A 21,865-nucleotide genomic window follows, 5' to 3' on the forward strand; every position below is an offset into this window, starting at 1 on the left:
ACTAGGCGGATGTCGCCCGATACCCCCGCTCCGCACCCCCGCCCGTCCCTGCAACGGCTGTTCTTCACCGGCCTGCTGACCCTGCTGCCGATCTGGCTGACCTGGGTCGTGGTCAAGTTCGTGTTCGTGCTGCTGTCGGGCATCAGCAGCCCGTGGGTGGTGCCGCTGTCGGCGCGCATCGCCGCCTCGTTCCCGCACGAGATGGGCTGGGCCACCGCGCTGTGGGTGCAGAACACCATCGCGCTGGTCGCCACCCTGGCGGTGATCCTGCTGGTCGGCATCCTCAGCCGGCGGGTGATCGGGCAACGCCTGCTGCGCTGGTTCGAGGCGGTCATGCGCCGCATCCCGCTGGCCAGCGTGGTCTACGACAGCGCGCGCAAGTTGCTGGACATCCTGCAGACCCAGCCCGGCAGCACCCAGCGCGTGGTGCTGATCGACTTCCCGCACCGCGACATGAAGTCGGTGGGCCTGGTGACCCGGGTGATCAAGGAACAGGGCACCGGCCGCGAGCTGGCCGCGGTGTACGTGCCGACCACGCCGAACCCCACCTCCGGCTACCTGGAAATCGTGCCGGTGGAGCTGCTGACTCCCACCGACTGGAGCGTGGACCAGGCGATGAGCTTCATCATCTCCGGCGGCGCCGTGGCGCCGGACAGCGTGCCGTTCACCCGCACCATGGACCGCTGAGGGAAGACGCATGCGCAACGGCACGCTCGACGATCGCGCCGTTCGCCTGTTCATCGGCCTGGCCGCGTTCTTCTGCGTCAATGCCGCGCTCGCCGAATTCATCGGGGTCAAGATCTTCGCGCTGGAAGACACCCTGGGCATCGCGCCGCTGAACTGGAACCTGTTCGGCCAGACCGGCTCGATGAACTTCACCGCGGGCACGCTGCTGTGGCCGCTGGTGTTCATCCTCACCGACACCATCAACGAGTTCTTCGGCCGCCGCGGGGTGCGCTTCATCTCCTGGCTGGCGGTGGCGCTGATCGGCTACGGCTTCCTGTTCGCGTTCGCGGCGATCGCGCTGGCGCCGGCCGGGTTCTGGGTCGGCGCGGCGCAACACCAGGGCGTGCCGGACTACCAGGCCGCGTTCGCGGCGGTGTTCGGCCAGGGCCTGTGGACCATCGCCGGCTCGCTGGTCGCGTTCCTGGCCGGGCAGCTGATCGACGTGGCGGTGTTCCACCGCATCCGCAACGTCACCGGCGAAAAGCACGTGTGGCTGCGCGCCACTGGCTCCACCGCGGTGTCGCAGCTGATCGACAGCTTCGTGGTCATCTACATCGCCTTCGTGCTCGGCCCGCAGCACTGGTCGATCCCGCTGTTCCTGGCGGTGAGCACGCTCAACTACATCTGCAAGATGCTGCTGGCGGTACTGCTGATCCCGCTGCTGTACCTGATGCGGCGGCTGATCACCGACTACCTGAGCCCCGAACGCGCCGAGCAGTTGCGCGAGGAAGCCGCGGCCGACTGAGTGCGCGGATCGGCCGCGCCGGCGCGGCAACGAGCGGATCCGCGCGCCCGGATGCATCCCGTATTCGCACGGCCGTCGCACCGTTGGCGCGGCCGTCTTCTCGCCCATGCACGGCCGGCGCAAACGCCGAAGACAACCGCCCCGCCTGGGTCGCGCGCGCCATGCGCACCCGCCGCCCCGGCCGCACCTGCCCTCTGGCTTCCCGGGTTTTTCCTGACCGCGCGCGCGGCGGTGGGTGGCCTCCACGGTGCGGATCGGGCAAGCTCCCGTGCTCGCTTGTCGTTGGAGCCCGCAATGCCGCCCAGCTTTCCCCGCCTGCTGTCGCTCGCCATCGCCGCCGTCCTGAGCCTGTCGCTGGCCGCACCGGCGGACGCGGCCAAGAAGAAGGCCGTCAAGAAACAGCAGACCGTGCAGACCCGCAGCAAGGCCAAGAAGGCGCGACCGGCACCGGCGCCGGTGGTGCGCAGCAAGGCCGAGCAGCTCAACCGCCTGTACGACGACTACTGGGAAGCGTCACTGAAGCTCAATCCGCTGCAGGCCACGTTCCAGGGCGACAGCCGCTACAACGACCAGTTGCCCAACTTTCTGTCGCCGGCGTTCCGCCAGCAGTCGCACGACTTCACCGTGCTGTGGCTGGGCAAGGCCGAGGCGATCGGCAAGGACGGGCTGAGCGGACAGGACCTGCTCAGCTACGAGATCTTCGTCAGCGATGCGCGCACTGCGCTGGAAGCGGAGAAGTACCCGAGCTGGATGCAGCCGGTGAACCAGTTCTACAACGTCGGCAGCATCATGGTGATGCTCGGCTCGGGCACCGGTGCGCAGCCGTTCCGCACGGTCAAGGACTACGACAACTGGTCGCGGCGCGCGCTCGGCATTCCCGCCCTGTTCGACCAGGCCATCGCCAACATGCGCGACGGCATGAAGGCCGGCGTGGTGCAGCCGCGCGCCTTGATGGAAAAGGTGCTGCCGCAGCTGGACGCGATCATCAAGCCCACCGCCGAAGAGAGCCTGTTCTGGGGTCCGGTGCGCAACCTGCCGGCGGACATGCCTGAGGCCGACAAGCAGCGCATCACCGCCGACTACAAGCGCCTGATCGAATACCGGATCATGCCGGCCTACCGCGCGCTGCGCGGCTTCATCGCCACCGAATACCTGCCGGCCACGCGCAGCACCGCCGGCGTCGGCGCGCTGCCCGGCGGCGCGGACTGGTACGCGTACAACGTGCGCCAGAGCACCACCACCGACCTGAGCCCGGCACAGATCCACCAGATCGGCCTGGACGAGGTCGCGCGCATCCAGGCGCAGATCCAGGTGGTGATGAAGCAGGTGAAGTTCCGCGGCTCGATGCCGAAGTTCTTCAAGTTCATGCAGAGCGACAAGCGCTTCACCTTCAAGAGCGAAGACGAACTGCTGAACTACTACCGCGGCCTGGAGACGCGGGTGGACGTGGCGGTGCCGCGCCTGTTCGCGCTGAAGCCGAAGGCGGCGTTCGAGATCCGCCCGGTGGAGCCGTACCGCGCGCAGTCGGCGGCCAGCGGCTCGTACATGCGGCCCAGCGAAGACGGCACGCGCCCCGGCATCTTCTACGTCAACACCTACGACCTGCCCAGCCGCAAGACCTGGGACGCGGAAGACCTGTATCTGCACGAGGCCATCCCCGGCCATCACTTCCAGCTCGGCCTGCAGCAGGAGCTGAGCAACCTGCCCAAGTTCCGCCGCTTCGGCGGCGAGACCGCCTACATCGAAGGCTGGGGCCTGTACACGGAATCGCTGGGCAAGGAGCTGGGCCTGTACCAGGATCCGTACAACTACTTCGGCTACCTGCAGAACGAATTGTGGCGGGCGATCCGCCTGGTGGTGGATACCGGCCTGCACAGCAAGGGCTGGACCCGCGAACAGGTGATCGACTACATGCTCGAGAACTCGGCCACCAGCCGCACCGATGCCGAAGCCGAGGCCGAGCGCTACATGGCCATCCCCGGGCAGGCGCTGTCCTACAAGATCGGCGAGATGAAGATCCTGCAGCTGCGCGAATACGCCCGCACCCAGCTCGGCGCCAAGTTCGACATCCGCGAGTTCCACGCCGAGATCCTGAAGGACGGCTCGGTACCGCTGGACGTGCTGCAGGAGAAGATCGAACGCTGGGTGGCGAGCAAGAAGGGTTGAGCGACGCGGCCCGGCTCGTATGGGAGGGGCCTCGGCCCCGACCGGGCCTTGCCGGTAAAAGCGGTCGGGGCTGAAGCCCCTCCTACAGTGGACTCCCGGCGCGTCGGGGCAGCCTGCGTTGCTCCCCAGAGCCGACGTCGGTACAGCGCCTACAGGTTCGCCGAATCAACCACCCTGCAACGCGTTCGCGCGCAACCGCTGCGCCAGCTGCGCGATAACGCGCGGCGTGGTGCGGCAACAGCCGCCGATCAGGCGCGCGCCGGCAGCGCGCCAGGCATCGACACGGCCGGCCAGACCGCAGGCATCGCCGCCGTCGCCATCCCAGCGCTTGCCAGCGGCGTCGTAGCGCTCGCCGGAGTTCGGATACGCCACCAGCGGCAACCGGGTCAGCGTCGCCAGATGCTGCAGCGCCGGGGTGCACAGCGCCGGCGCGATGCAGTTGACGCCGAGCGCGACCACTTGCGGATGGCCATCGAGCAGCGCCGCCACCTCGCGCAGCGGCGTGCCGTCGCTGAGGTGCATGGCATCGCGCAGGGTGAACGAAAACCACGCCCTGCCCTGCGGAAACTCCTGCAGCAACGCCAGCAGCGCAGCGACCTCCGCCGCCGACGGCTGCGTCTCGCAGGCCAGCAGGTCCACGCCCGCGTCGACCAGCGCGGCGATGCGCGGGCGGTGGAAGTCCAGCATCTGCGCCTGCGGCAGCGCATAGTCGCCGCGGTATTCCGAACCGTCGGCCAGATAGGCGCCATACGGCCCCACCGAGCCGGCGACCAGCAGTGGGCCGGCCTCGGGATGCGCGGCCCGATGCACGTCGCGTGCCTGCAGCGCCAGCTGCGCGCTCAGCACGATCAGCCGCCGCGACTGCACCGGATCGATGCCGCGCGCGGCGAACCCCAGCGGCGTGGCCTGATAGCTGGCGGTGATCGCGCATTGCGCGCCGGCTTCGAAATAGTCCAGGTGCACCTGGCGGATCAGCTGCGGCTGCTCGAGCAGCATCTTGGCCGACCACAGCGCATCGCCGAGGTCGCAACCGCGCGCCTCCAGCTCGGTGGCCAGTGCGCCGTCGAGCACGATGCAGCGGTCGTCGGCCAGCAGCGCGGTCAACGGGTTGTGCGGCATGCTCGCGTCCTCGCCGGCGAAACGTGATGCCGCCATTGTGTCAGGCGGTGGCCGCTGCGCGGAATGTGTGCGGTCGCGCGCACCGCCATTTGCGCACACGCAGCGGACGGCACCGCCGCCGTATGCGAACGCATATCCCGCGCCACGCATCGCACAGACTCACACCTGACGCTGCGCTATGCTCGGCGCATGGCCGACCCTCTTCCTTCCTTGCCGGAACAGCGCATGACGTTCACCGCGTTGACGCCGATGCTGCGCAGCGCCGACCTTGCCGCGGCGCTGGCGTTCTACACCGACACGCTGGAGTTCCGTCTCGACAGCGGTGGCGCGGACGCCGGCTGGGCCTCGCTGCGACATGGGTCGCTGGCGCTGATGCTGGCCGCGCAGCAGGCTACCACCGAGACCGCCGTAGCCGGTTTTCCCGGCTCGCTGTACTTCCGCACCGACGACGTCGACGCCTGGTGGCAGCGGCTGCAGCCGCGCGCGCGCATCGCCTATCCGCTCGAGGACTTCGCCTACGGCATGCGCGAGTTCGCGATCCACGATGCGGACGGCCACCTGCTGCAGTTCGGCCAGGCGCTGTGCCGATGAGCCTGACCCTGCGCGGCGTGCACCACGTGGCGATCATCGCCTCCGACTACGCCCGCTCGAAGGATTTCTACTGCCGCATCCTCGGCCTGCGCGTGATCGCCGAGGTCTACCGCGACGCGCGCGACTCCTGGAAGCTGGACCTGGCCCTGCCCGACGGCACCCAGATCGAACTGTTCTCGTTCCCCGCGCCACCGCCGCGGCCCAGCCGTCCGGAAGCCTGCGGCCTGCGCCACCTGGCGCTGCGCGTGGCCGACCTGGACGCCGCCGTCGCCCATCTGCAGGCGCACGGCGTGGTGACCGAGCCGATCCGCATCGACGAATACACCGGGCGCCGCTTCACCTTCTTCGCCGACCCGGACGACCTGCCGCTGGAGCTGTACGAGATCGCGTAAGCGACGCAAGCCCACGTCAATTGGACTGCGTACTCCTAGCGCGCTGCGTTCGCGTCGCACGTTACGCAAACGACCCCGGGGCGCCGCGACCAAGCAGCCCGGCTTCCACTGCCGGACCCTAAGAGCGCTGCCGACTCGCTGAACCGCCCGCGTCCGGCGATTCCCAGCACCATACGCTTGGGTATACAGTCGGCTCCAGGTCGGCATCGCGCCGGCCGCTTCGCACACACCCTGGGAGGGGACACATGCGCACCACCTTCAAGACCCTGCTGCTGGCCCTGCCGCTGAGCGTGGCCGCGTTCGTCGCGCAGGCCGCCGACACCTCGCCGGTCGGCCGCTGGCAGACCATCGACGACGAAACCGGCAAGCCCAAGTCCATCGTGCAGATCGAGCAGGCCGGCAACGGCACGCTGAGCGGCAAGGTCGTCGAGATCCTGCAGTCCAACCACGGCCCGAACCCGATGTGCGACAAGTGCGACGGCGCGCAGAAAGGCAAGCCGATCAAGGGCATGACCATCCTGTGGGGACTGAAGCCGGACGGCACCGCGGTGTGGAGCGGCGGTTCGGTGCTGGACCCGGCCAAGGGCAAGACCTACAAGGCCAAGGTCACCCTCACCGACGGCGGCAAGAAGCTGCAGATGCGCGGCTATATCGGCATCGAGGCGCTGGGGCGGACGCAGACCTGGATCAGGGAGTAAGAGCCGGGAATCGAGAACCGGGAATCGGGAATCGACACGGCAGGCGCCCGCGAGGGCGCCTTTTTTTTGTAGCCATCAGCCAGCGGCCTGCGTTTGCTTCGACCAATTCCCCATTCCCGATTCCCCATTCCCCAGTAATGCGATAATCGCGATCCCCCAGGATCGCCGTTCGCCATGACCCGCACCGCTCTCGTCACCACCGCCCTGCCCTATGCCAATGGTCCGCTGCACCTGGGCCATCTGGTCGGCTATATCCAGGCCGACATCTGGGTGCGCGCGCGGCGGCTGCGCGGCGACCGCACCTGGTTCGTCTGCGCCGACGACACCCACGGCACGCCGATCATGCTCGCCGCGGAGAAGGCCGGGGTCACCCCGGAGAACTTCATCGCCAACATCCAGGCCAGCCACGAGCGCGACTTCGCCGCATTCGGCGTGGCCTTCGACCATTACGACTCGACCAACTCGGCCGCCAACCGCGCGCTGACCGAGGCGTTCTACGCCAAACTCGAGGCCGGCGGCCACATCGCGCGGCGCTCGGTGGCGCAGTTCTACGATCCGGCCAAGGGCATGTTCCTGCCCGACCGCTACATCAAGGGCATCTGCCCGAACTGCGGCAGCGCCGACCAGTACGGCGACAACTGCGAGGTCTGCGGCGCGACCTACGCGCCGACCGAGCTGAAGGAGCCGAAGTCGGTGATCTCCGGCGCCACTCCGGAATTGCGCGACTCGGAGCACTTCTTCTTCGAGGTCGGCCGCTTCGACGGCTTCCTGCGCGAATGGCTGGCCGGCGACGTGGCCCTGCCCGGGGTCAAGGCCAAGCTGATGGAGTGGCTGGACAGCGAGGGCGGGCTGCGCGCCTGGGACATCTCGCGCGACGCGCCGTACTTCGGCTTCGAGATCCCCGGCCAGCCGGGCAAGTACTTCTACGTGTGGCTGGACGCGCCGATCGGCTACCTGAGCAGCTTCCAGACCCTGTGCGCGAGCCTGGGCGAAGCGTTCGAACCGCACCTGGCCGCCGGCACCGCCACCGAACTGCACCATTTCATCGGCAAGGACATCGTCAACTTCCACGGCCTGTTCTGGCCGGCGGTGCTGCACGGTACCGGCCACCGCGCGCCGACCCGGCTGCACGTCAACGGCTACCTGATGGTGGACGGCGCGAAGATGTCCAAGTCGCGCGGCACCTTCGTGATGGCGCGCACCTACCTGGACGTGGGCCTGGAGCCGGAAGCGCTGCGCTACTACTTCGCCGCCAAGTCCTCCGGCGGCGTGGACGATCTGGACCTGAACCTGGGCGACTTCGTGGCGCGGGTCAACGCCGACCTGGTCGGCAAGTTCGTCAACCTGGCCAGCCGCTGCGCCGGCTTCATCGACAAGCGCTTCGGCGGCCGGCTGGCCGACGCGCTGCCGGACCCGGCGCAGTACGCGCGCTTCGCCGCCGCGCTGGCGCCGATCCGCGACGCCTACGAGCGCAACGACGCGGCCAGCGCGATCCGCCAGACCATGACCCTGGCCGACGAGGCCAACAAGTACATCGACGAACACAAGCCGTGGGTGATCGCCAAGCAGGACGGCGCCGACGCGCAGTTGCAGGCGGTGTGCACGCAGGGCCTGAACCTGTTCCGCGTACTGGCCGGCGCGCTGAAGCCGGTGCTGCCGCGCACCAGCGCCGAGGCCGAAGCCTTCCTGTCCGCGCCGCTTACCGCCTGGGAAGATCTCGACGCGCCGCTGCTGGCGCACGTCATCCAGTCCTACACCCCGCTGTTCACCCGAATCGACCCCAAACTGATCGACGCCATGACCGACGCCTCCAAGGACACCCTCGCCCCCGCGCCCGCCGCCGCCAAGCCGGCGCCGGCCAAGACCGAAGCGAAAGCCGCTGCGAATCCCGAATCCCCAGGCCCCAACCCCGGCCTCATCGGCATCGACGATTTCGCCAAGCTCGACCTGCGCATCGGCAAGGTGCTGGTCTGCGAGTTCGTCGAGGGTTCGGACAAGCTGCTGCGTTTCGAACTGGACGCCGGCGAACTGGGCAAGCGGCAGATCTTCTCCGGCATCCGCGGCAGCTACGTCGAGCCGGAAAAACTGGTCGGCCGCAGCGTGGTGTTCATCGCCAACCTGGCCCCGCGCAAGATGCGCTTCGGCCTGAGCGAGGGCATGATCCTGTCGGCCGGCTTCGACGGCGGCGCGCTGGCGCTGCTCGACGCCGACAGCGGCGCGCAGCCGGGGATGCCGGTGCGCTGAAGGCCGGGATTCGGGATTGGGGAGTGGGGATTCGTTGAAGCGGATCCCTTGCCCGATCCGCTCCATGACGCGCTTTGCGAATCCCCAATGCCGAATCCCCAGTCCCTTGCTCTTTTCGACTTCGACCACACCGTCACCACCACCGATACCTATTCGCGGTTCCTGCGCCGCGTCGCCACGCCGCGGCAGCTGGCGCGGGCGAAGTGGTCGGTGGGGCCGTGGCTGGCCGGCTATCGGCTGGGCCTGATCTCGGCGCAGGCGATCCGCAGGCGGGTCACCCGGATCGTGTTCGCCGGCCGGGCCGCCGAAGAGATCGCCGCGCATGCCCAGGCGTATGCGCACGAGGTGCTGCCGACGCTGCTGCGCCCGGAGACGATGCAGCGCATCGCCTGGCATCGCACGCAGGGCCACAGCCTAGTGCTGGTGTCCGCATCGTTGGACCTGTACCTGCAGCCCTGGTGCGAACAGCACGGGCTGGCGTTGATCTGCAACCGCCTGGAAGCGCGCGACGGCCGGCTGACCGGCCGCTACGCCGATGGCGATTGCGGGCCGCACAAGGCGCGCCTGATCCGCGCGCGCTACGATGTGGCCGCCTATCCGCGCGTCTACGCCTACGGCGACAGCCGCGAAGACCGGCCGATGCTGGCGCTGGCGCACGAGCGTTGGTACCGCGGACGCCGCATCGCCTGACCCTCGTCCTGCAGCGCGCCGCATCCGGCACGCCGAATCCGCCATGAAGCCCACCCAAGACACTCTGCTGGAACGCCTCGATCGCCTGCTGCCGCAGACCCAATGCGGCCAGTGCGGCTTCGATGGCTGCCGCCCGTACGCCGAGGCGATGGCGCGCGGCGCGGCGCAGGTGGACCGCTGCCCGCCCGGCGGCGACGCCGGCGCGCGGGCGCTGGCGCGCGCGCTGGGCACCGTGCCGCTGCCCTACGACCGCCGCCGCGGCACGCACAAGCCGCCGCAGGTGGCGTTCGTGATCGAGGCCGACTGCATCGGCTGCACCAAGTGCATCCAGGCCTGCCCGGTGGACGCCATCGTCGGCGGCGCCAAGCACATGCACACGGTGCTGGCACCGCTATGCACCGGCTGCGAGCTGTGCCTGCCCGCATGCCCGGTGGACTGCATCGAGCTGCGCCCGGTCTAGGCGCCGGCGCCCCGCACGGATCGCGCCAAGCTTGCGCGTACATGGTGCAAGCAAGCGGAAGGGATGAGCGCATGTCCGCGCCCGCGAGATGCCGCAGCACCGTACCGGCGCGGGAGCGCGCTTGCGAACCGGGCTTGCCAGGACAGCCGCCGGGTCCGCGCCGCGTGACCTGACGCGGCCTGCCCGGAATGGATGACGCGCCCCGGCGTCCGGCGTCGGCGCGGCCGTCAGCGCATCCGGATCGGCGCCCGCTGCGTATTGCCAGCTGTCACCGTCTCGCGGAAGCGCCACGCATGCCCATGCCGATCGCCCTTTCCCCACTCGCCCGCGCGCGCCAGCCGCTGGCCGCCGCTGTGTGCCTGACCGTGTTGGGCGTCGCCGCCCCGGCGCAGGCGATGCTGCACTACGACGGGCTGGCCTATGCGCCGAACGGCCAGCAACTGCTGTACCGCGAGAGCCACTGGGTGCGCGACGACGGCGCGCGGCTGGTGCTGTACCGCTGCGCCGACGGCACGCCGTTCGCGCGCAAGCGCATCGCCGACGGCAGCACCGCCCCGGATTTCGAACTGGTCGACGCGCGCAGCGGCTACCGCGAAGGCGTGCGCCGTGCCGGCGGCGGCCGAGTGATGTTCAGCCAGCGCGACGGCGAGCCGGAACGCAGTGCGCCGTTGCCGGCGACGGCGGCGCCGCAGGTGATCGATGCCGGATTCGATGCCTTTCTGCGCCTGCACTGGGACGCGTTGCGCCAGGGCACACCGCAACGCGTCGCCTTCGTGTTGCCCAGCGCCCTGCGCACGCTGGAGTTCCAGATCAAGCCCGCGGCGGCCGACGCCGGCGTGCAGCGCTACACCCTGTCGGTGGACGCCTGGTACGGCGGCGTGCTGCCGAATATAGCGGTCGCCTACACGCGCAACGACCGCCGCCTGCTCGAATTCCGCGGCATCGGCAACGTCCGCGACGCGCGCGGCCGCTACGCGCAGGTGCGCATCGATTTTCCCGAGCGGCTGCGCGGCCAGGCCGACGCCGCCGCATGGAACCAGGCGCTGCAGCAACCGCTGGTCGCGCAATGCGCCGCGCGCTGAATCGCGCCGGCGCCACCTTCACGTCCGTCTGCGTCGCGGCCGCTACACCTATGCAGCGGTCTCCCACACCTCCCGACAAGGAACATCCATGGCCAAGGCCTATCTATGGTTCAACGCTGCGCTCTACGCAGTCCTCGCGCTGTGGTGCACGCTGTTGCCGGCGCAGACCGCCGCCGCGGTCGGCTACATCGGCTTGGATCGCTCCGGGCAGTCCGAATACCTGGTCATCTACGGCGGCCTGCAATTGGGGATGGCGTTCCTGTTCGGCTATTTCGCCCGCAGCGGGCAGATCCGTAACGGGCTGGTGCTGGCGCTCGCCTTCTACGTGCCGATCGTGCTCTACCGCAGCGCCAGCCTGCTGCGGCTGTGGCCGGTCGGACCGACCACCACCGGCCTGGCCATGTTCGAGATCGCGCTGCTGCTCGCCGCGCTCGCGCTGTGGCGCGGGCAGCGTCGTTGAGCGACGCGCGCGCCGAAAGCCTGTAGCATCGCTGCCACCTTCGCCACCGCTCCCCGGCATGACCGAGACGCCCGATCACGACGAAGCAGGCCAATTGCTGGTCGCCACTGCGGCCGGCGACAGCGCCGCGTTCGAACGCCTGTACCGCACCACGTCGTCGCGCCTGTTCGGCGTGTGCCTGCGCATCGTGCCGCAGCGCGGTGAAGCCGAAGACGTGCTGCAGGAAGTGTTCACCTCGGTCTGGCGCAAGGCCGCGCAGTTCGATCCGCAGCGCGCGCGCGGCCTCACCTGGCTGACCATGATCGCGCGCAACAAGGCCATCGACTACCTGCGCGCGCGCGCGCCGGCGCGTCACTCCGTGGCGCTCGACGACGCCGGCGAACTGCACGACGACGGCCGCGACCCGCTGGCCGAGACCGAGTGGCGCGTCGCCGGACGGCGCCTGGACGTGTGCATGGGCGAACTGGAGCCGCCGCGCGGCGACCTGATCCGCACCGCGTTCTTCGAGGGCATCACCTACGAGGAACTGGCTCACCGCAGCGGAACGCCGCTGGGCACGGTCAAGAGTTGGATCCGGCGCGGTCTGGCCAAGCTGAAGGCGTGCCTGGAACGATGAACGCATCCGTGCCCGATCCGCAGGAAACCCCGCCGCCGCGCGACGTGCTGGCCGGCGAATACGTGCTTGGCGTGCTCGATGCAAGCGAACGCCGCGCCGCCGAACAACGCATCGACGCCGACGCCGAGTTCGCCGCGGCGGTGACGCAATGGCAGCAGCACCTGATGCCGCTGGCCGAAGAGATCGCGCCGGTCGCGGTGCCGGAACGCGTGTGGGTGCGCATCCGCGCATCGCTCGGCCTGGATGCGCCGGTGCCGCGCGCGCCGACGGCATCGCCTGGCTTCTGGGAAAGCGTGCGCACCTGGCGCTGGCTGAGCGCCGGCGGTTTCGCCACCGCAGCGGCGTGCATGCTCACGCTGATGGTCGCGCGGCAGCCGCTCCCGCCGCAAACGCCCACCCCGCCGGTCGCTACGGCGCCAGCCGACACCGGCATCGCGATGACCTCGACGCTGATGCAGGACGACGGCAAGCCCGGCTACGTGGTGCTGATGGACGCCGACAAGAAGCGCATCACCCTGACCCCGCTGGCCGGCAGCCGCGACCCCGCGCGCGTGCCGGAGCTGTGGCTGATCCCGGCCGACGGCAAGGCGCGCTCGATGGGCGTGTTCGACGACGCGCAGGCGCGCGCGGCGCGCATTCCCGACGCGCTGATGCCGTTGCTCAGCGACGGCGCCTTGCTGGCGGTGACGATGGAACCTCCTGGCGGCGCGCCCGGCGGCGTCGCCACCGGTCCGATCGTGGCAAAGGGCGGTATCAGCACGCTGCGCCTGGCACCGTAGCCAGGCCGCCGCGGCGCCAGCTGTTCCTTCTCCCTGCGGGAGAAGGTGCCCCGAAGGGGCGGATGAGGGTATGGGCGAAGCCTCAAAGATCCAGACGCGCCCGCCTGCCCGTGCCGACGTACCCTCACCCCAACCCTCTCCCGGTGGGAGAGGGGCTACTGCGGCTCGCAGACAATGCAACGCAGACTGCGCACCTCCCTTCTCCCTGCGGGAGAAGGTGCCCCGAAGGGGCAGATGAGGGTACGGGCGAAGCCTCACAGATCCAGACGCGCCAGCCTGTCCGTGCCGACGCACCCTCACCCCAACCCCTCTCCCGGTGGGAGAGGGGCTACTGCGGCTTGTAGACAATGCAACGCAGACTGCGCGCCTCCCTTCTCCCTGCGGGAGAAGGTGCCCCGAAGGGGCGGATGAGGGTACGGGCGAAGCCTCACAGATCCAGACGCGCCAGCCTGGCCGTGCCGACGCACCCTCACCCCAACCCCTCTCCCGGTGGGAGAGGGGCTTGAGCGCCGTGCGTCGATGACACGCTCGGCTCTCGCGCTGCGCGTGATCATCAGAAACACCGCGAACCCGCACGTTCACCCGGCCACCACTCGCGCGCAGGCAGCATCGCCGCAGCCGTCGCGCATGCGCCGGGCAGCCTGATCCTCCGACGATTCGACCTGCGTGGACGCCGCCGCTAGCGGCGACCGCATGCGCTGCCGTGGCCGGCCATCGATGCCGGCCGCAGTGCGCACAGACGCCGCGACGCGAGTGCATCCGTCTTCCGGCTTTGTCCGTATCGCTATCCGAATCCCCACGAGATGCGCTTGTGCCAAGCCCCGTTCCGGACCAGCCCCGTGAACCCACCGCTGCGCCTGCCGAGGCGCCCGCGCGCCGCGGCGGCGTGGCGCGCACGTTGCGGCGCTGGTTCGACACCGGCGCGGAGATCGAACTGGACGAGGCCCGCGCCGATCGCATCGACTGGCTGCGCGCCGCACCCTATTTCGCCCTGCACCTGGCCTGCCTTGGCGTGTTCTGGGTCGGCGCGTCGTGGTTCGCAGTGGGCATGGCGGTGGCGATGTACGCCGTGCGCATGTTCGCGCTCACCGGTTTCTACCACCGCTACTTCGCGCATCGCGCGTTCAAGACCTCGCGCGTGGTGCAGTTCCTGTTCGCCGCGCTCGGCGCGACCTGCGTGCAGCGCGGGCCGCTGTGGTGGGCCGCGCACCACCGCAACCATCATCGCCACACCGATACCCCGACCGACCCGCATTCGCCGCGGCAACACGGTTTCTGGTGGAGCCACAGCGGCTGGTTCCTGACCCCGCGCGGCTTCCGTACCGACTGGGAGGCGATCCCGGATCTGCGCCGCTTCCCGGAACTGCGCTTCCTCGACCGCTTCGACCTGCTGCTGCCGGTGCTGCTGGCGCTGGCGCTGTTCCTGCTCGGCGGCTGGCTGCAACGCCACCATCCGCAACTCGGCACCGACGGACCGCAACTGCTGGTGTGGGGCTTCTTCGTCTCCACCGTGGCGCTGTTCCATGCCACCTTCACCATCAACTCGCTGGCGCACCGCTTCGGCAGCCGCCGCTTCGACACCCGCGACGACAGCCGCAACAACGCCTGGCTGGCACTGCTGACCTTCGGCGAGGGCTGGCACAACAATCACCACTTCTTCCCCGGCGCGGCGCGGCAAGGCTTCCGCTGGTGGGAAATCGACCTGACCTGGTATGGCCTGAAGGCGCTGTCGTGGACCGGCCTGATCCGCCAGTTGCGGCCGGTACCGGCAGGGCTGGTACGGGCGCAGGCGCGCGCACGATGAGCCGCATCGCGGTAGTGGGCTCGGGCATCGCCGGGCTGGGCTCGGCCTGGCTGCTGTCGCAACGGCACGAGGTCACCCTGTACGAGGCCGCCAATTACTTCGGCGGGCACACCCATACCCATGCGATCGAACTGGGCGGCGTGGAGTACGCGGTGGACAGCGGCTTCATCGTGTTCAACCCGCAGCACTATCCGCTGCTGAGCAAACTGTTCGCGCAGCTCGGCGTGGCAGCGCAACCGACCACGATGAGCTTTTCGGTACACGAAGCGCGCAGCGGCCTGGAATACAACGCAGGCAGTCTCGGCGGCCTGTTCTGCCAGCCCGGCAACCTGGCCAGCCCGCGCTTCTGGCGCATGCTGGGCGATCTGCGCCGTTTCTACCGGCAGGCGCCGCAGGTACTGGCCGATGCGGCGCAGGCGCAGCTGACGCTGGGCGAATTCCTGCAGCGACATGGCTATTCGGACGTGTTCCGCGACGCGCACCTGGTGCCGATGGCGTCGGCGCTGTGGTCTTCGCCGTCGCAGCGGATCCTGCAGTTCCCGATGCGCCAGCTGATCGGCTTCATGGCCAACCATCACATGCTGCAGATCAGCGGCCGGCCGCAGTGGCAAGTGGTGCAAGGCGGCTCCAACAGCTACGTGCGCGCGCTGCGCAGCCGCTGGCGGGTGCACGAGCGCATCGGCACGCCGGTGCGTTCGGTGCAGCGGCTGTCGCAGGGCGTATCGGTGCTGACCGAGGCCGACAGCGATGCCGATGCGCAGCACTACGACCACGTGGTGCTGGCCTGCCACGCCGACGACGCCCTGCGCCTGCTCAACGACGCCAGCGCCGCAGAGCGCGAGATCCTCGGCGCGATCGCCTACCAGGACAACGACACCGTGCTGCACACCGATGCGCGCGTGCTGCCGCGCAACCGCCGCGCCTGGGCCGCCTGGAACGCGCACGTGCCGGCCGATCCGGACGCGCCATGCACGGTCAGCTACTGGATGAACGCGCTGCAGTCGATCGCCTCGCCGCAGCCGTTCATCGTCAGCCTCAACCGCAGCGACGACATCGATCCGGCCAAGGTGCTGCGGCGCATGCGCTACCGGCACCCGCTGCAAACCCACGCTTCGGTCGCCGCGCAGGCGCGCAAGGGCGAGATCCAGGGCCAGCGCGGCACCTGGTTCGCCGGCGCCGGTTGGGGCTTCGGCTTCCACGAGGACGGCCTGCGCAGCGCGGTCGACGTCGCCGCCGGGCTAGGGGTACCCTGGCCATGAATCTGCTGCGCAGCGCTACCGTGTCCGCCCCGCCGGCTGGCGCCGTCTCGACAACGCCGGCGGCGGCGGGCACGACCAAGCGCGGGCTGCACAGCGCGCTCTACAACGGCTGGGTCCGGCACCGTCGCCATGCGCCCAAGCCGCTGGCGTTCCGCTATCCGATCTTCCTGATGTACCTGGACTTGGCCGAACTCGAACAGGTGTTCGCGCGGCGCTGGCTGTGGTCGGTCGGCCGCCGCAACCTGGTCGAATTCCGCCGCAGCGACTACCTCGGCGATCCGGCGCAGCCGCTGGACGAAGCCGTGCGCGACCGCGTGCAGCAGCACTGCGGCGAACGTCCGCTCGGCGCGGTGCGCATGCTGACCCACTTGCGCTACTTCGGCCACTGCTTCAATCCGGTCACCTTCTACTACTGCCACGACGCGCAGCAGCGCCTGCACAGCATCGTCGCCGAGATCACCAACACGCCGTGGAAGCAGCGCCATGCCTACGTGCTGCCGGTGGCCGCCGCGCGCAGCCACGGCAGCGTGCATGCCTGGCGTTTCGACAAGCGCTTCCACGTCTCGCCGTTCATGGCGATGGCGCACGAGTACGCATGGCGCTGCAGCGAGCCGGGCGCGCAGTTGCGCGTGCACATGGACGTGCTGGATCCGCAGCCGGCGGCCAGGCGCTTCGACGCCACGCTGGTGCTGCAGCGGCGCGAACTCTCCGGCGCCAGCCTGGCGCGCGCGCTGCTGCGCTATCCGGCGATGACCCTGCAGGTCGTGGCCAAGATCCACTGGCAGGCGTTGCGCCTGTGGCTGCGCGGCAATCCGGTGCACGACCACCCCGACCATTCCCTTCCGCGAGAACGCCGATGAACGCTCCGCACGCGCCCTCCTCCGCTTCCGTCGCGCTGACCCCGGCCGCGCCGCCGCTGCGCGGCCTCGACCGCCTGCTGCGGCGGCGCCTGCTGGCCACGCTCGACGGCTTGCGCGATGGCCAGCTGCGCATCGAGGAAGCCGGCGCGATCACCACGTTAGGGAGCGCCACGTTAGGAAGCGCCACGTCAGGGAGCGCCCCCCTAGGCAGCGCCACGCAGGCGGACAGCGCACTGCACGCGCACCTGCGCATCCGCGATCCGCGCTTCTACCGCCAGGCCGCGCTGAACGGCAGCGTCGGCGTCGGCGAGGCATACATGGACGGACTGTGGGAATGCGACGACCTGGTCGCGCTGGTGCGCCTGCTGGTGCGCAACCGCGAGCGCCTGGACGCGATGGAGACCGGCCTGGCCCGTCTCGGCGGCATGGCGATGCGCGGCCTGCACGCGCTGGCGCGCAACACCCGCGCCGGCAGCCGCCGCAACATCGCCGCGCACTACGACCTGGGCAACCCGCTGTTCGAACTGTTCCTGGACCGCAACCTGATGTATTCCTCGGCGATCTTCCGCGATGACGACGCCGCGCTCGGCGACGCCGCGCTGGAGCGCGCCGCCGAGCGCAAGCTGCAGCGCATCTGCGCCAAGCTCGACCTGCAACCGCACCACCATGTGGTCGAGATCGGCACCGGCTGGGGCGGTTTCGCGCTGCATGCGGCCAGACATCACGGCTGCCGCGTCACCACCACCACGATCTCGCGCGAGCAGTACGAACTGGCCCGCCAGCGCGTGGACGCGGCGGGCGTGTCCGATCGGGTCGAGGTGCTGTTGCGCGACTACCGCGACCTCGACGGCCGCTACGACCGGCTGGTCTCGATCGAGATGATCGAGGCGATCGGCCACCAGTACCTGGACACCTATTTCGGCAAGGTTGGCAGCCTGCTCAAGGACGACGGCCAGGCGCTGATCCAGGCCATCACCATCGAGGACCACCGCTACGCGCAGGCGCTGAAATCGGTGGATTTCATCAAGCGCCACATCTTCCCCGGCAGCTTCATTCCCTCGGTGGCGGCGATGACCGGCGCGATCGCGCGGGCCAGCGACCTGCGCCTGTTCAACCTGGAAGACATCGGCCCCAGCTATGCGCTGACCCTGCGCGCCTGGCGCCAGCGTTTCATGGGCAAGTTGCCGCAGGTGCGCGCGCTGGGCTACGACGAGCGTTTCATCCGCATGTGGGAGTTCTACCTGGCCTATTGCGAGGGCGGCTTCCTGGAGCGCTCGATCGGCGACGTGCACCTGTGGCTGAGCAAGCCGGGCGCGCGCCCGGCGCAGTTTGCGCCGGCGTTGGCAGGCGACGCATGAGCAACCTCGCCAACTACGTCGCGCTGCAGCTGCTGTGGCTGGCGGCCGTGATGGGCGCCGGGCACGGGCTGGCCTGGGCCGGCCCGGCGGCGCTGGCGCTGTTCGCGCTGTACCAGTTGCAGCCGCGCCGCCGCGCGCGCGGCGATGCGGCGCTGATGGCGCTGGCGTTATTGCTCGGCGCCGGCGTCGATACCGTGCTGGCCGCGGGCGGCTGGGTACGCTACGCCGCGGCGCTGCCGCCGGCGCCGTGGGCGCCGTTGTGGATCCTGGCGCTGTGGGCCGGCTTCGCGCTGACCTTCAACCATTCGCTGGCCTGGGTCATGCGACACCCGTGGCGCGCGGCGCTGTTCGGCGCGGTGTTCGGCCCGCTCGGCTACGTGCTGGCCGCGCGCGGCTGGCAGGCGGTGACGCTGAGCGCGCCGCTGCTGCACCCCGTGCTCGCGCTGGCGTTGGCCTGGGCCGCGGCGCTGGCCGTGCTGAGCGTGGCGACGCGGCGGTTGTCCGCGACCGCGCAGCCCGCGCCACGCATCGCAGGCGCCGCGCCATGAACGCCTGGCCGCTGCTGCACGTGGGTGCGTTCACTGCGCTGATCATGCTCGCCGGCTGGGCCTGGCAGCGGCGCAGCGGCAACGCCGGCGTGGTCGATGTGCTGTGGGCGGCATGCATGGCGCTGGCCGCGCTGTACTGCGCCTGGCGCGCCGACGGCGCCGCGCTGCCGCGCGTGCTGACCGCGGCGATGGGCGGCCTGTGGGGCGCGCGCCTGGCCTGGCACCTGGGCGTGCGCGTATTCGGCGATGCGCACGAGGATGGCCGCTATCGCGCGCTGCGCGAACACTGGCACGGCGACCAGCGTCGCTTCCTGCTGTTCTTCCTCGGCCAGGCGCTGGTCGTGGTGCTGTTCGCGGTGCCGCTGTCGATCGCCGCGCACGCTCCGCTGCCGCAATGGAGCGTGTGGACCACGCTGGCGCTGGCGACCTGGCTGCTGGCGGTGGGCGGGGAAAGCCTGGCCGACCGCCAGTTGGCCGCGTTCCGCGCCGATCCGGGCAACAAGGGCAAGACCTGCCGCCGCGGCCTGTGGCGCTACTCGCGGCATCCGAACTATTTCTTCGAGTTCGTGCACTGGTTCGCCTACGTATTCCTGGCCGTAGGCGGCGGCGCGCTGTGGGTCGGCATCGCCGCGCTGGGGCCGCTGCTGATGTTCGCATTCCTGTACCGCGTCACCGGCATTCCCTACACCGAACAACAGGCGCTGCGCTCGCGCGGCCAGGACTACGCCGACTACCAGCGCAGCACCAGCGCCTTCTTTCCGTTGCCGCCACGGCAATGACCCCGCTTCCAGGAGATTGCCCGATGTCCAGCACCCTCGCCCCTTCGCCTGCGCCCGCGCTGCCGGCCGAACCGCTGGCCACGCGCGTGGCCGAATCCGGCCTGCTGCCCGATGCGCTGCTGCGTGCGGCAATGCGCAAGCTGTGCACGCAGCGCCTGCGCGATGAGCGCAGCGGCGGCGCCGACGCGGCGTGGGAACGCCAGCGCGCCTTCGTCGAGGCCCTGCGCGGCAGCGCCATCGCGATCGAGACCGATGCCGCCAACCGCCAGCATTACGAACTGCCACCGCGCTTCTTCGAGCTTTGCCTGGGCAAGCGCCTGAAGTACAGCAGTTGCTACTGGGACGCCGGTACCCAGGACCTGGACGCGGCCGAGGAACGCATGCTGCACCTGTACGCCGAACGCGCGCAGCTGCGCGACCGCCAGCGCATCCTCGAACTGGGCTGCGGCTGGGGTTCGCTGACGCTGTGGATGGCCGAGCACTATCCCGGCGCGCGCATCACCGCGGTGTCCAATTCGCGGCCGCAGCGCGAGCACATCGAGGCGCAGTGCCGCGCGCGCGGGCTGCGCAACGTGGAGGTCATCACCCATGACGCGAACACCCTGACCCTGCCGCACGCGAGCTTCGACCGCGTGGTGTCGATCGAGATGTTCGAGCACATGCGCAACTACCGCGAACTGCTGGCGCGGATCGGCCAGTGGCTGGTGCCGGGCGGTCGGCTGTTCGTGCACATCTTCTGCCACCGCGACCTGGCCTACCCGTTCGAGGTGCAGGGCGAGGACAACTGGATGGGCCGGCACTTTTTCACCGGCGGGCTGATGCCGGCCGCCGACACCCTGCTGCAGTTCCAGGACGACCTGGCGCTGGAACGGCGCTGGCTGCTGTCCGGCGAACACTACGAGAAGACCGCCAACGCCTGGCTACGCAACCAGGACCGGCACCGCGCCGAACTGATGCCGGTGCTGCAGGCCACCTACGGCCGCGACGCGAAGATCTGGTGGCAGCGCTGGCGCATGTTCTGGATGGCCTGCGCGGAGCTGTTCGGCTACGAGCAGGGCCAGCAGTGGGGCGTGGCGCATTACCGGTTCGTCAGGCGCTGAAGCGCCGGGATTGGGGAGTCGGGATTGGGGATTCGCAAAGGCGGGGCTGCGTGCCCTGAAGGGCGACGTGATGCGGATCGGCCCTTGCAGCGATCGCATGGTGCAGGCAGCCGGATGTGGGGATCGAATCCCGACTCCCCAATCCTCAATCCCGGCTTCCCACTCACACGGCAGCGGTGATCACGATCTCGATCTTCCACTCCGGGTTGGCCAGCTTGGCCTGCACGGTGGCGCGTGCCGGGGTGCTGCCCGGGCAGACCCAGGTTTCCCAGACCTTGTTCATCTCGGCGAACTCGGCCAGGTCGGTCATGTAGATCTCCGCGCGCAGCACCTTGCTCTTGTCGCTGGCGGCGCGCGCCAGCAGTTCGTCGATCGCCGCCAGGACCTGGCGGGTCTGGCCGGCGATGTCGGCGCTGGCGTCGTCGGCGATCTGCCCGGCCAGGTAGGCCACGCCGTTGTGCACGGTCATTTCCGACATGCGCGGGCCGGTATCGAATCGCTGGATCATGAGGCGGTGTCCTGAAGAGGGGAAACCCGGGCATTGTCGCGCGATTGCGCCAGGCCTGCAGGCCGCCACATCCGGTAGGCGACCAGCAGCAGCCAGGCCAGGATCAGCACGATCGCCAGCTTCTGGGTCAGCCCGCGCGGCGGCGCGCGCCACAGCACATGCACCCACAGCGCCACGAACGCCGCCACCGCCAGGGCCATCACCGTGCCGGCATGGCCCTGCCACGGCGCTTGCCGGCGCAGCCAGGCGCTCTGCAGCAGCATCGCGCTGGTCGCGCACAGAAACGCGGTCTGCGCGAACAGCGCGTGCAACAGCGGCGCCAGCAACGGAGCGCGCTGCGGCAGGTAGCTGTCGCCGATCGCCACCCCGCACAGGCCCAGCGCGGCGACCGCGAACAGCAGCAGGGGCGCGGCGCTGCGTGCCGGCGGCGGGGCCTGCGCATACAGGCCAGCGGCCAGTGCGACGATGCCCGCCGCCAGCAGCACGTAGACAATCCGCAGCAGCAGCCCGCCGGGGCCGTGCAGGTACAGGCTCAGCGTCGCCTGCTGCCAGTGCAGGTCGGCGCGCAGCAGCTGCAGCGCCAGCGCCACGCCGAGGAACAGCAGGCACAGCAGCGTGGCGAGGGCGCCGGCGGCGCGCGGCCAATGCGGCGGCGCGGCGGCGCGGGCCAGGGGCGTCGGCATGGGATCGGCTCCGGGTCGTAGCGGGAAACGCGATGCGCGACGCATGCGCGCGCCCGCACCCTCCGCGCACACCGACGCGGTGCCGACGTGCGATTCCACTATGATGCGCGTCACCGGTGTCGCCGGTACAGCCCCAGGCCACCCGATATCGCGATGCACCAGCCCCGTTCCGCCTGCAGGCGCGCCATCGCGCTGGCC

General features: G+C 69.9%; 23 protein-coding genes. 20 read left to right on the plus strand and 3 right to left on the minus strand.

Features of this window, described 5'->3' with window-relative positions; genetic code table 11:
* The first annotated feature begins 9 nt into the window (after positions 1-9).
* The 3 genes from H9658_RS06520 to H9658_RS06530 all read left to right on the plus strand — a co-directional run bounded on the left by H9658_RS06520 (position 10) and on the right by H9658_RS06530 (position 3,637).
* On the plus strand, positions 10-687 hold the full coding sequence (locus tag H9658_RS06520; protein WP_179563772.1) for a DUF502 domain-containing protein: 678 nt from the start codon (positions 10-12) through the stop codon (positions 685-687).
* A gap of 10 nt (positions 688-697) precedes the next feature.
* A complete protein-coding gene (locus tag H9658_RS06525; RefSeq protein WP_179563771.1) occupies positions 698-1,471 on the plus strand; it encodes a queuosine precursor transporter in 774 nt (257 codons plus the stop codon).
* Between the two features lie 294 nt (positions 1,472-1,765).
* Positions 1,766-3,637, plus strand: a complete 1,872-nt coding sequence (locus tag H9658_RS06530; RefSeq protein ID WP_191824769.1) for a DUF885 domain-containing protein — start codon at positions 1,766-1,768, stop codon at positions 3,635-3,637.
* 165 nt (positions 3,638-3,802) lie between these two features.
* On the opposite strand, the gene mmuM is transcribed toward H9658_RS06530, so the two are convergent.
* A complete protein-coding gene (gene mmuM, locus H9658_RS06535; protein ID WP_191824770.1) occupies positions 3,803-4,756 on the minus strand; it encodes a homocysteine S-methyltransferase in 954 nt (317 codons plus the stop codon).
* 225 nt (positions 4,757-4,981) lie between these two features.
* On the opposite strand from mmuM, the gene H9658_RS06540 reads away from it, so the two are divergent.
* From H9658_RS06540 to H9658_RS06620, 17 genes are all read left to right on the plus strand, one after another.
* Positions 4,982-5,347: a VOC family protein gene (locus tag H9658_RS06540; protein WP_191824771.1), complete on the plus strand. Its 366-nt coding sequence runs from the start codon at positions 4,982-4,984 to the stop codon at positions 5,345-5,347.
* Positions 5,344-5,739, plus strand: coding sequence for an SMU1112c/YaeR family gloxylase I-like metalloprotein (gene gloA2 / locus H9658_RS06545; protein ID WP_191824772.1), 396 nt, complete (start codon positions 5,344-5,346; stop codon positions 5,737-5,739). The genes H9658_RS06540 and gloA2 overlap by 4 nt, the downstream gene beginning before the upstream one ends.
* A 245-nt stretch (positions 5,740-5,984) precedes the next feature.
* Complete coding sequence (locus tag H9658_RS06550) at positions 5,985-6,437, plus strand: DUF2147 domain-containing protein (RefSeq protein ID WP_191824773.1); 453 nt, start codon at positions 5,985-5,987, stop codon at positions 6,435-6,437.
* A 174-nt stretch (positions 6,438-6,611) separates the two neighbouring features.
* Complete coding sequence (metG, locus tag H9658_RS06555) at positions 6,612-8,681, plus strand: methionine--tRNA ligase (protein WP_191824774.1); 2,070 nt, start codon at positions 6,612-6,614, stop codon at positions 8,679-8,681.
* A gap of 87 nt (positions 8,682-8,768) precedes the next feature.
* Positions 8,769-9,371, plus strand: coding sequence for an HAD family hydrolase (locus tag H9658_RS06560; RefSeq protein ID WP_191824775.1), 603 nt, complete (start codon positions 8,769-8,771; stop codon positions 9,369-9,371).
* Between the two features lie 22 nt (positions 9,372-9,393).
* Positions 9,394-9,831, plus strand: a complete 438-nt coding sequence (gene rnfB, locus H9658_RS06565; protein ID WP_318241201.1) for an Rnf electron transport complex subunit RnfB — start codon at positions 9,394-9,396, stop codon at positions 9,829-9,831.
* A gap of 293 nt (positions 9,832-10,124) precedes the next feature.
* A complete protein-coding gene (locus H9658_RS06570) occupies positions 10,125-10,913 on the plus strand; it encodes a hypothetical protein (protein ID WP_191824777.1) in 789 nt (262 codons plus the stop codon).
* An 88-nt stretch (positions 10,914-11,001) separates the two neighbouring features.
* A complete protein-coding gene (locus H9658_RS06575; protein WP_191824778.1) occupies positions 11,002-11,373 on the plus strand; it encodes a DUF4345 domain-containing protein in 372 nt (123 codons plus the stop codon).
* Positions 11,374-11,431: 58 nt separating this feature from the next.
* On the plus strand, positions 11,432-11,989 hold the full coding sequence (locus tag H9658_RS06580) for a sigma-70 family RNA polymerase sigma factor (protein ID WP_179563760.1): 558 nt from the start codon (positions 11,432-11,434) through the stop codon (positions 11,987-11,989).
* A complete protein-coding gene (locus tag H9658_RS06585; RefSeq protein WP_191824779.1) occupies positions 11,986-12,768 on the plus strand; it encodes an anti-sigma factor in 783 nt (260 codons plus the stop codon). The genes H9658_RS06580 and H9658_RS06585 overlap by 4 nt, the downstream gene beginning before the upstream one ends.
* 811 nt (positions 12,769-13,579) lie before the next feature.
* The gene (locus H9658_RS06590; protein WP_191824780.1) at positions 13,580-14,572 is read left to right on the plus strand and encodes an acyl-CoA desaturase; all 993 of its coding nucleotides are present in this window, start codon (positions 13,580-13,582) and stop codon (positions 14,570-14,572) included.
* Positions 14,569-15,831: an NAD(P)/FAD-dependent oxidoreductase gene (locus tag H9658_RS06595; RefSeq protein WP_179563757.1), complete on the plus strand. Its 1,263-nt coding sequence runs from the start codon at positions 14,569-14,571 to the stop codon at positions 15,829-15,831. Before H9658_RS06590 ends, H9658_RS06595 begins: the two co-directional genes overlap by 4 nt.
* Positions 15,828-16,691, plus strand: coding sequence for a DUF1365 domain-containing protein (locus H9658_RS06600; protein ID WP_185813374.1), 864 nt, complete (start codon positions 15,828-15,830; stop codon positions 16,689-16,691). Before H9658_RS06595 ends, H9658_RS06600 begins: the two co-directional genes overlap by 4 nt.
* Positions 16,688-18,049 carry an SAM-dependent methyltransferase gene (locus H9658_RS06605; RefSeq protein WP_225209792.1) on the plus strand — a complete coding sequence of 454 codons (1,362 nt, stop codon included), beginning with the start codon at positions 16,688-16,690 and terminating at the stop codon, positions 18,047-18,049. Before H9658_RS06600 ends, H9658_RS06605 begins: the two co-directional genes overlap by 4 nt.
* Entirely contained in the window at positions 18,046-18,597 is a 552-nt protein-coding gene (locus H9658_RS06610) for a DUF2878 domain-containing protein (protein WP_191824781.1), read from the plus strand. The genes H9658_RS06605 and H9658_RS06610 overlap by 4 nt, the downstream gene beginning before the upstream one ends.
* A complete protein-coding gene (locus tag H9658_RS06615) occupies positions 18,594-19,376 on the plus strand; it encodes a DUF1295 domain-containing protein (RefSeq protein ID WP_191824782.1) in 783 nt (260 codons plus the stop codon). The genes H9658_RS06610 and H9658_RS06615 overlap by 4 nt, the downstream gene beginning before the upstream one ends.
* A 23-nt stretch (positions 19,377-19,399) precedes the next feature.
* Positions 19,400-20,476: an SAM-dependent methyltransferase gene (locus H9658_RS06620; protein ID WP_185820547.1), complete on the plus strand. Its 1,077-nt coding sequence runs from the start codon at positions 19,400-19,402 to the stop codon at positions 20,474-20,476.
* A 163-nt stretch (positions 20,477-20,639) separates the two neighbouring features.
* Here H9658_RS06620 and H9658_RS06625 read toward each other — a convergent pair whose 3' ends face one another.
* Positions 20,640-20,984, minus strand: a complete 345-nt coding sequence (locus tag H9658_RS06625) for a RidA family protein (protein ID WP_179563752.1) — start codon at positions 20,982-20,984, stop codon at positions 20,640-20,642.
* Positions 20,981-21,667: a DUF998 domain-containing protein gene (locus tag H9658_RS06630; protein ID WP_191824783.1), complete on the minus strand. Its 687-nt coding sequence runs from the start codon at positions 21,665-21,667 to the stop codon at positions 20,981-20,983. Before H9658_RS06630 ends, H9658_RS06625 begins: the two co-directional genes overlap by 4 nt.
* Positions 21,668-21,865 lie beyond the last annotated feature (198 nt).

This window comes from Xanthomonas bonasiae (genome assembly GCF_014836395.1).
Classification (GTDB): domain Bacteria; phylum Pseudomonadota; class Gammaproteobacteria; order Xanthomonadales; family Xanthomonadaceae; genus Xanthomonas_A; species Xanthomonas_A bonasiae.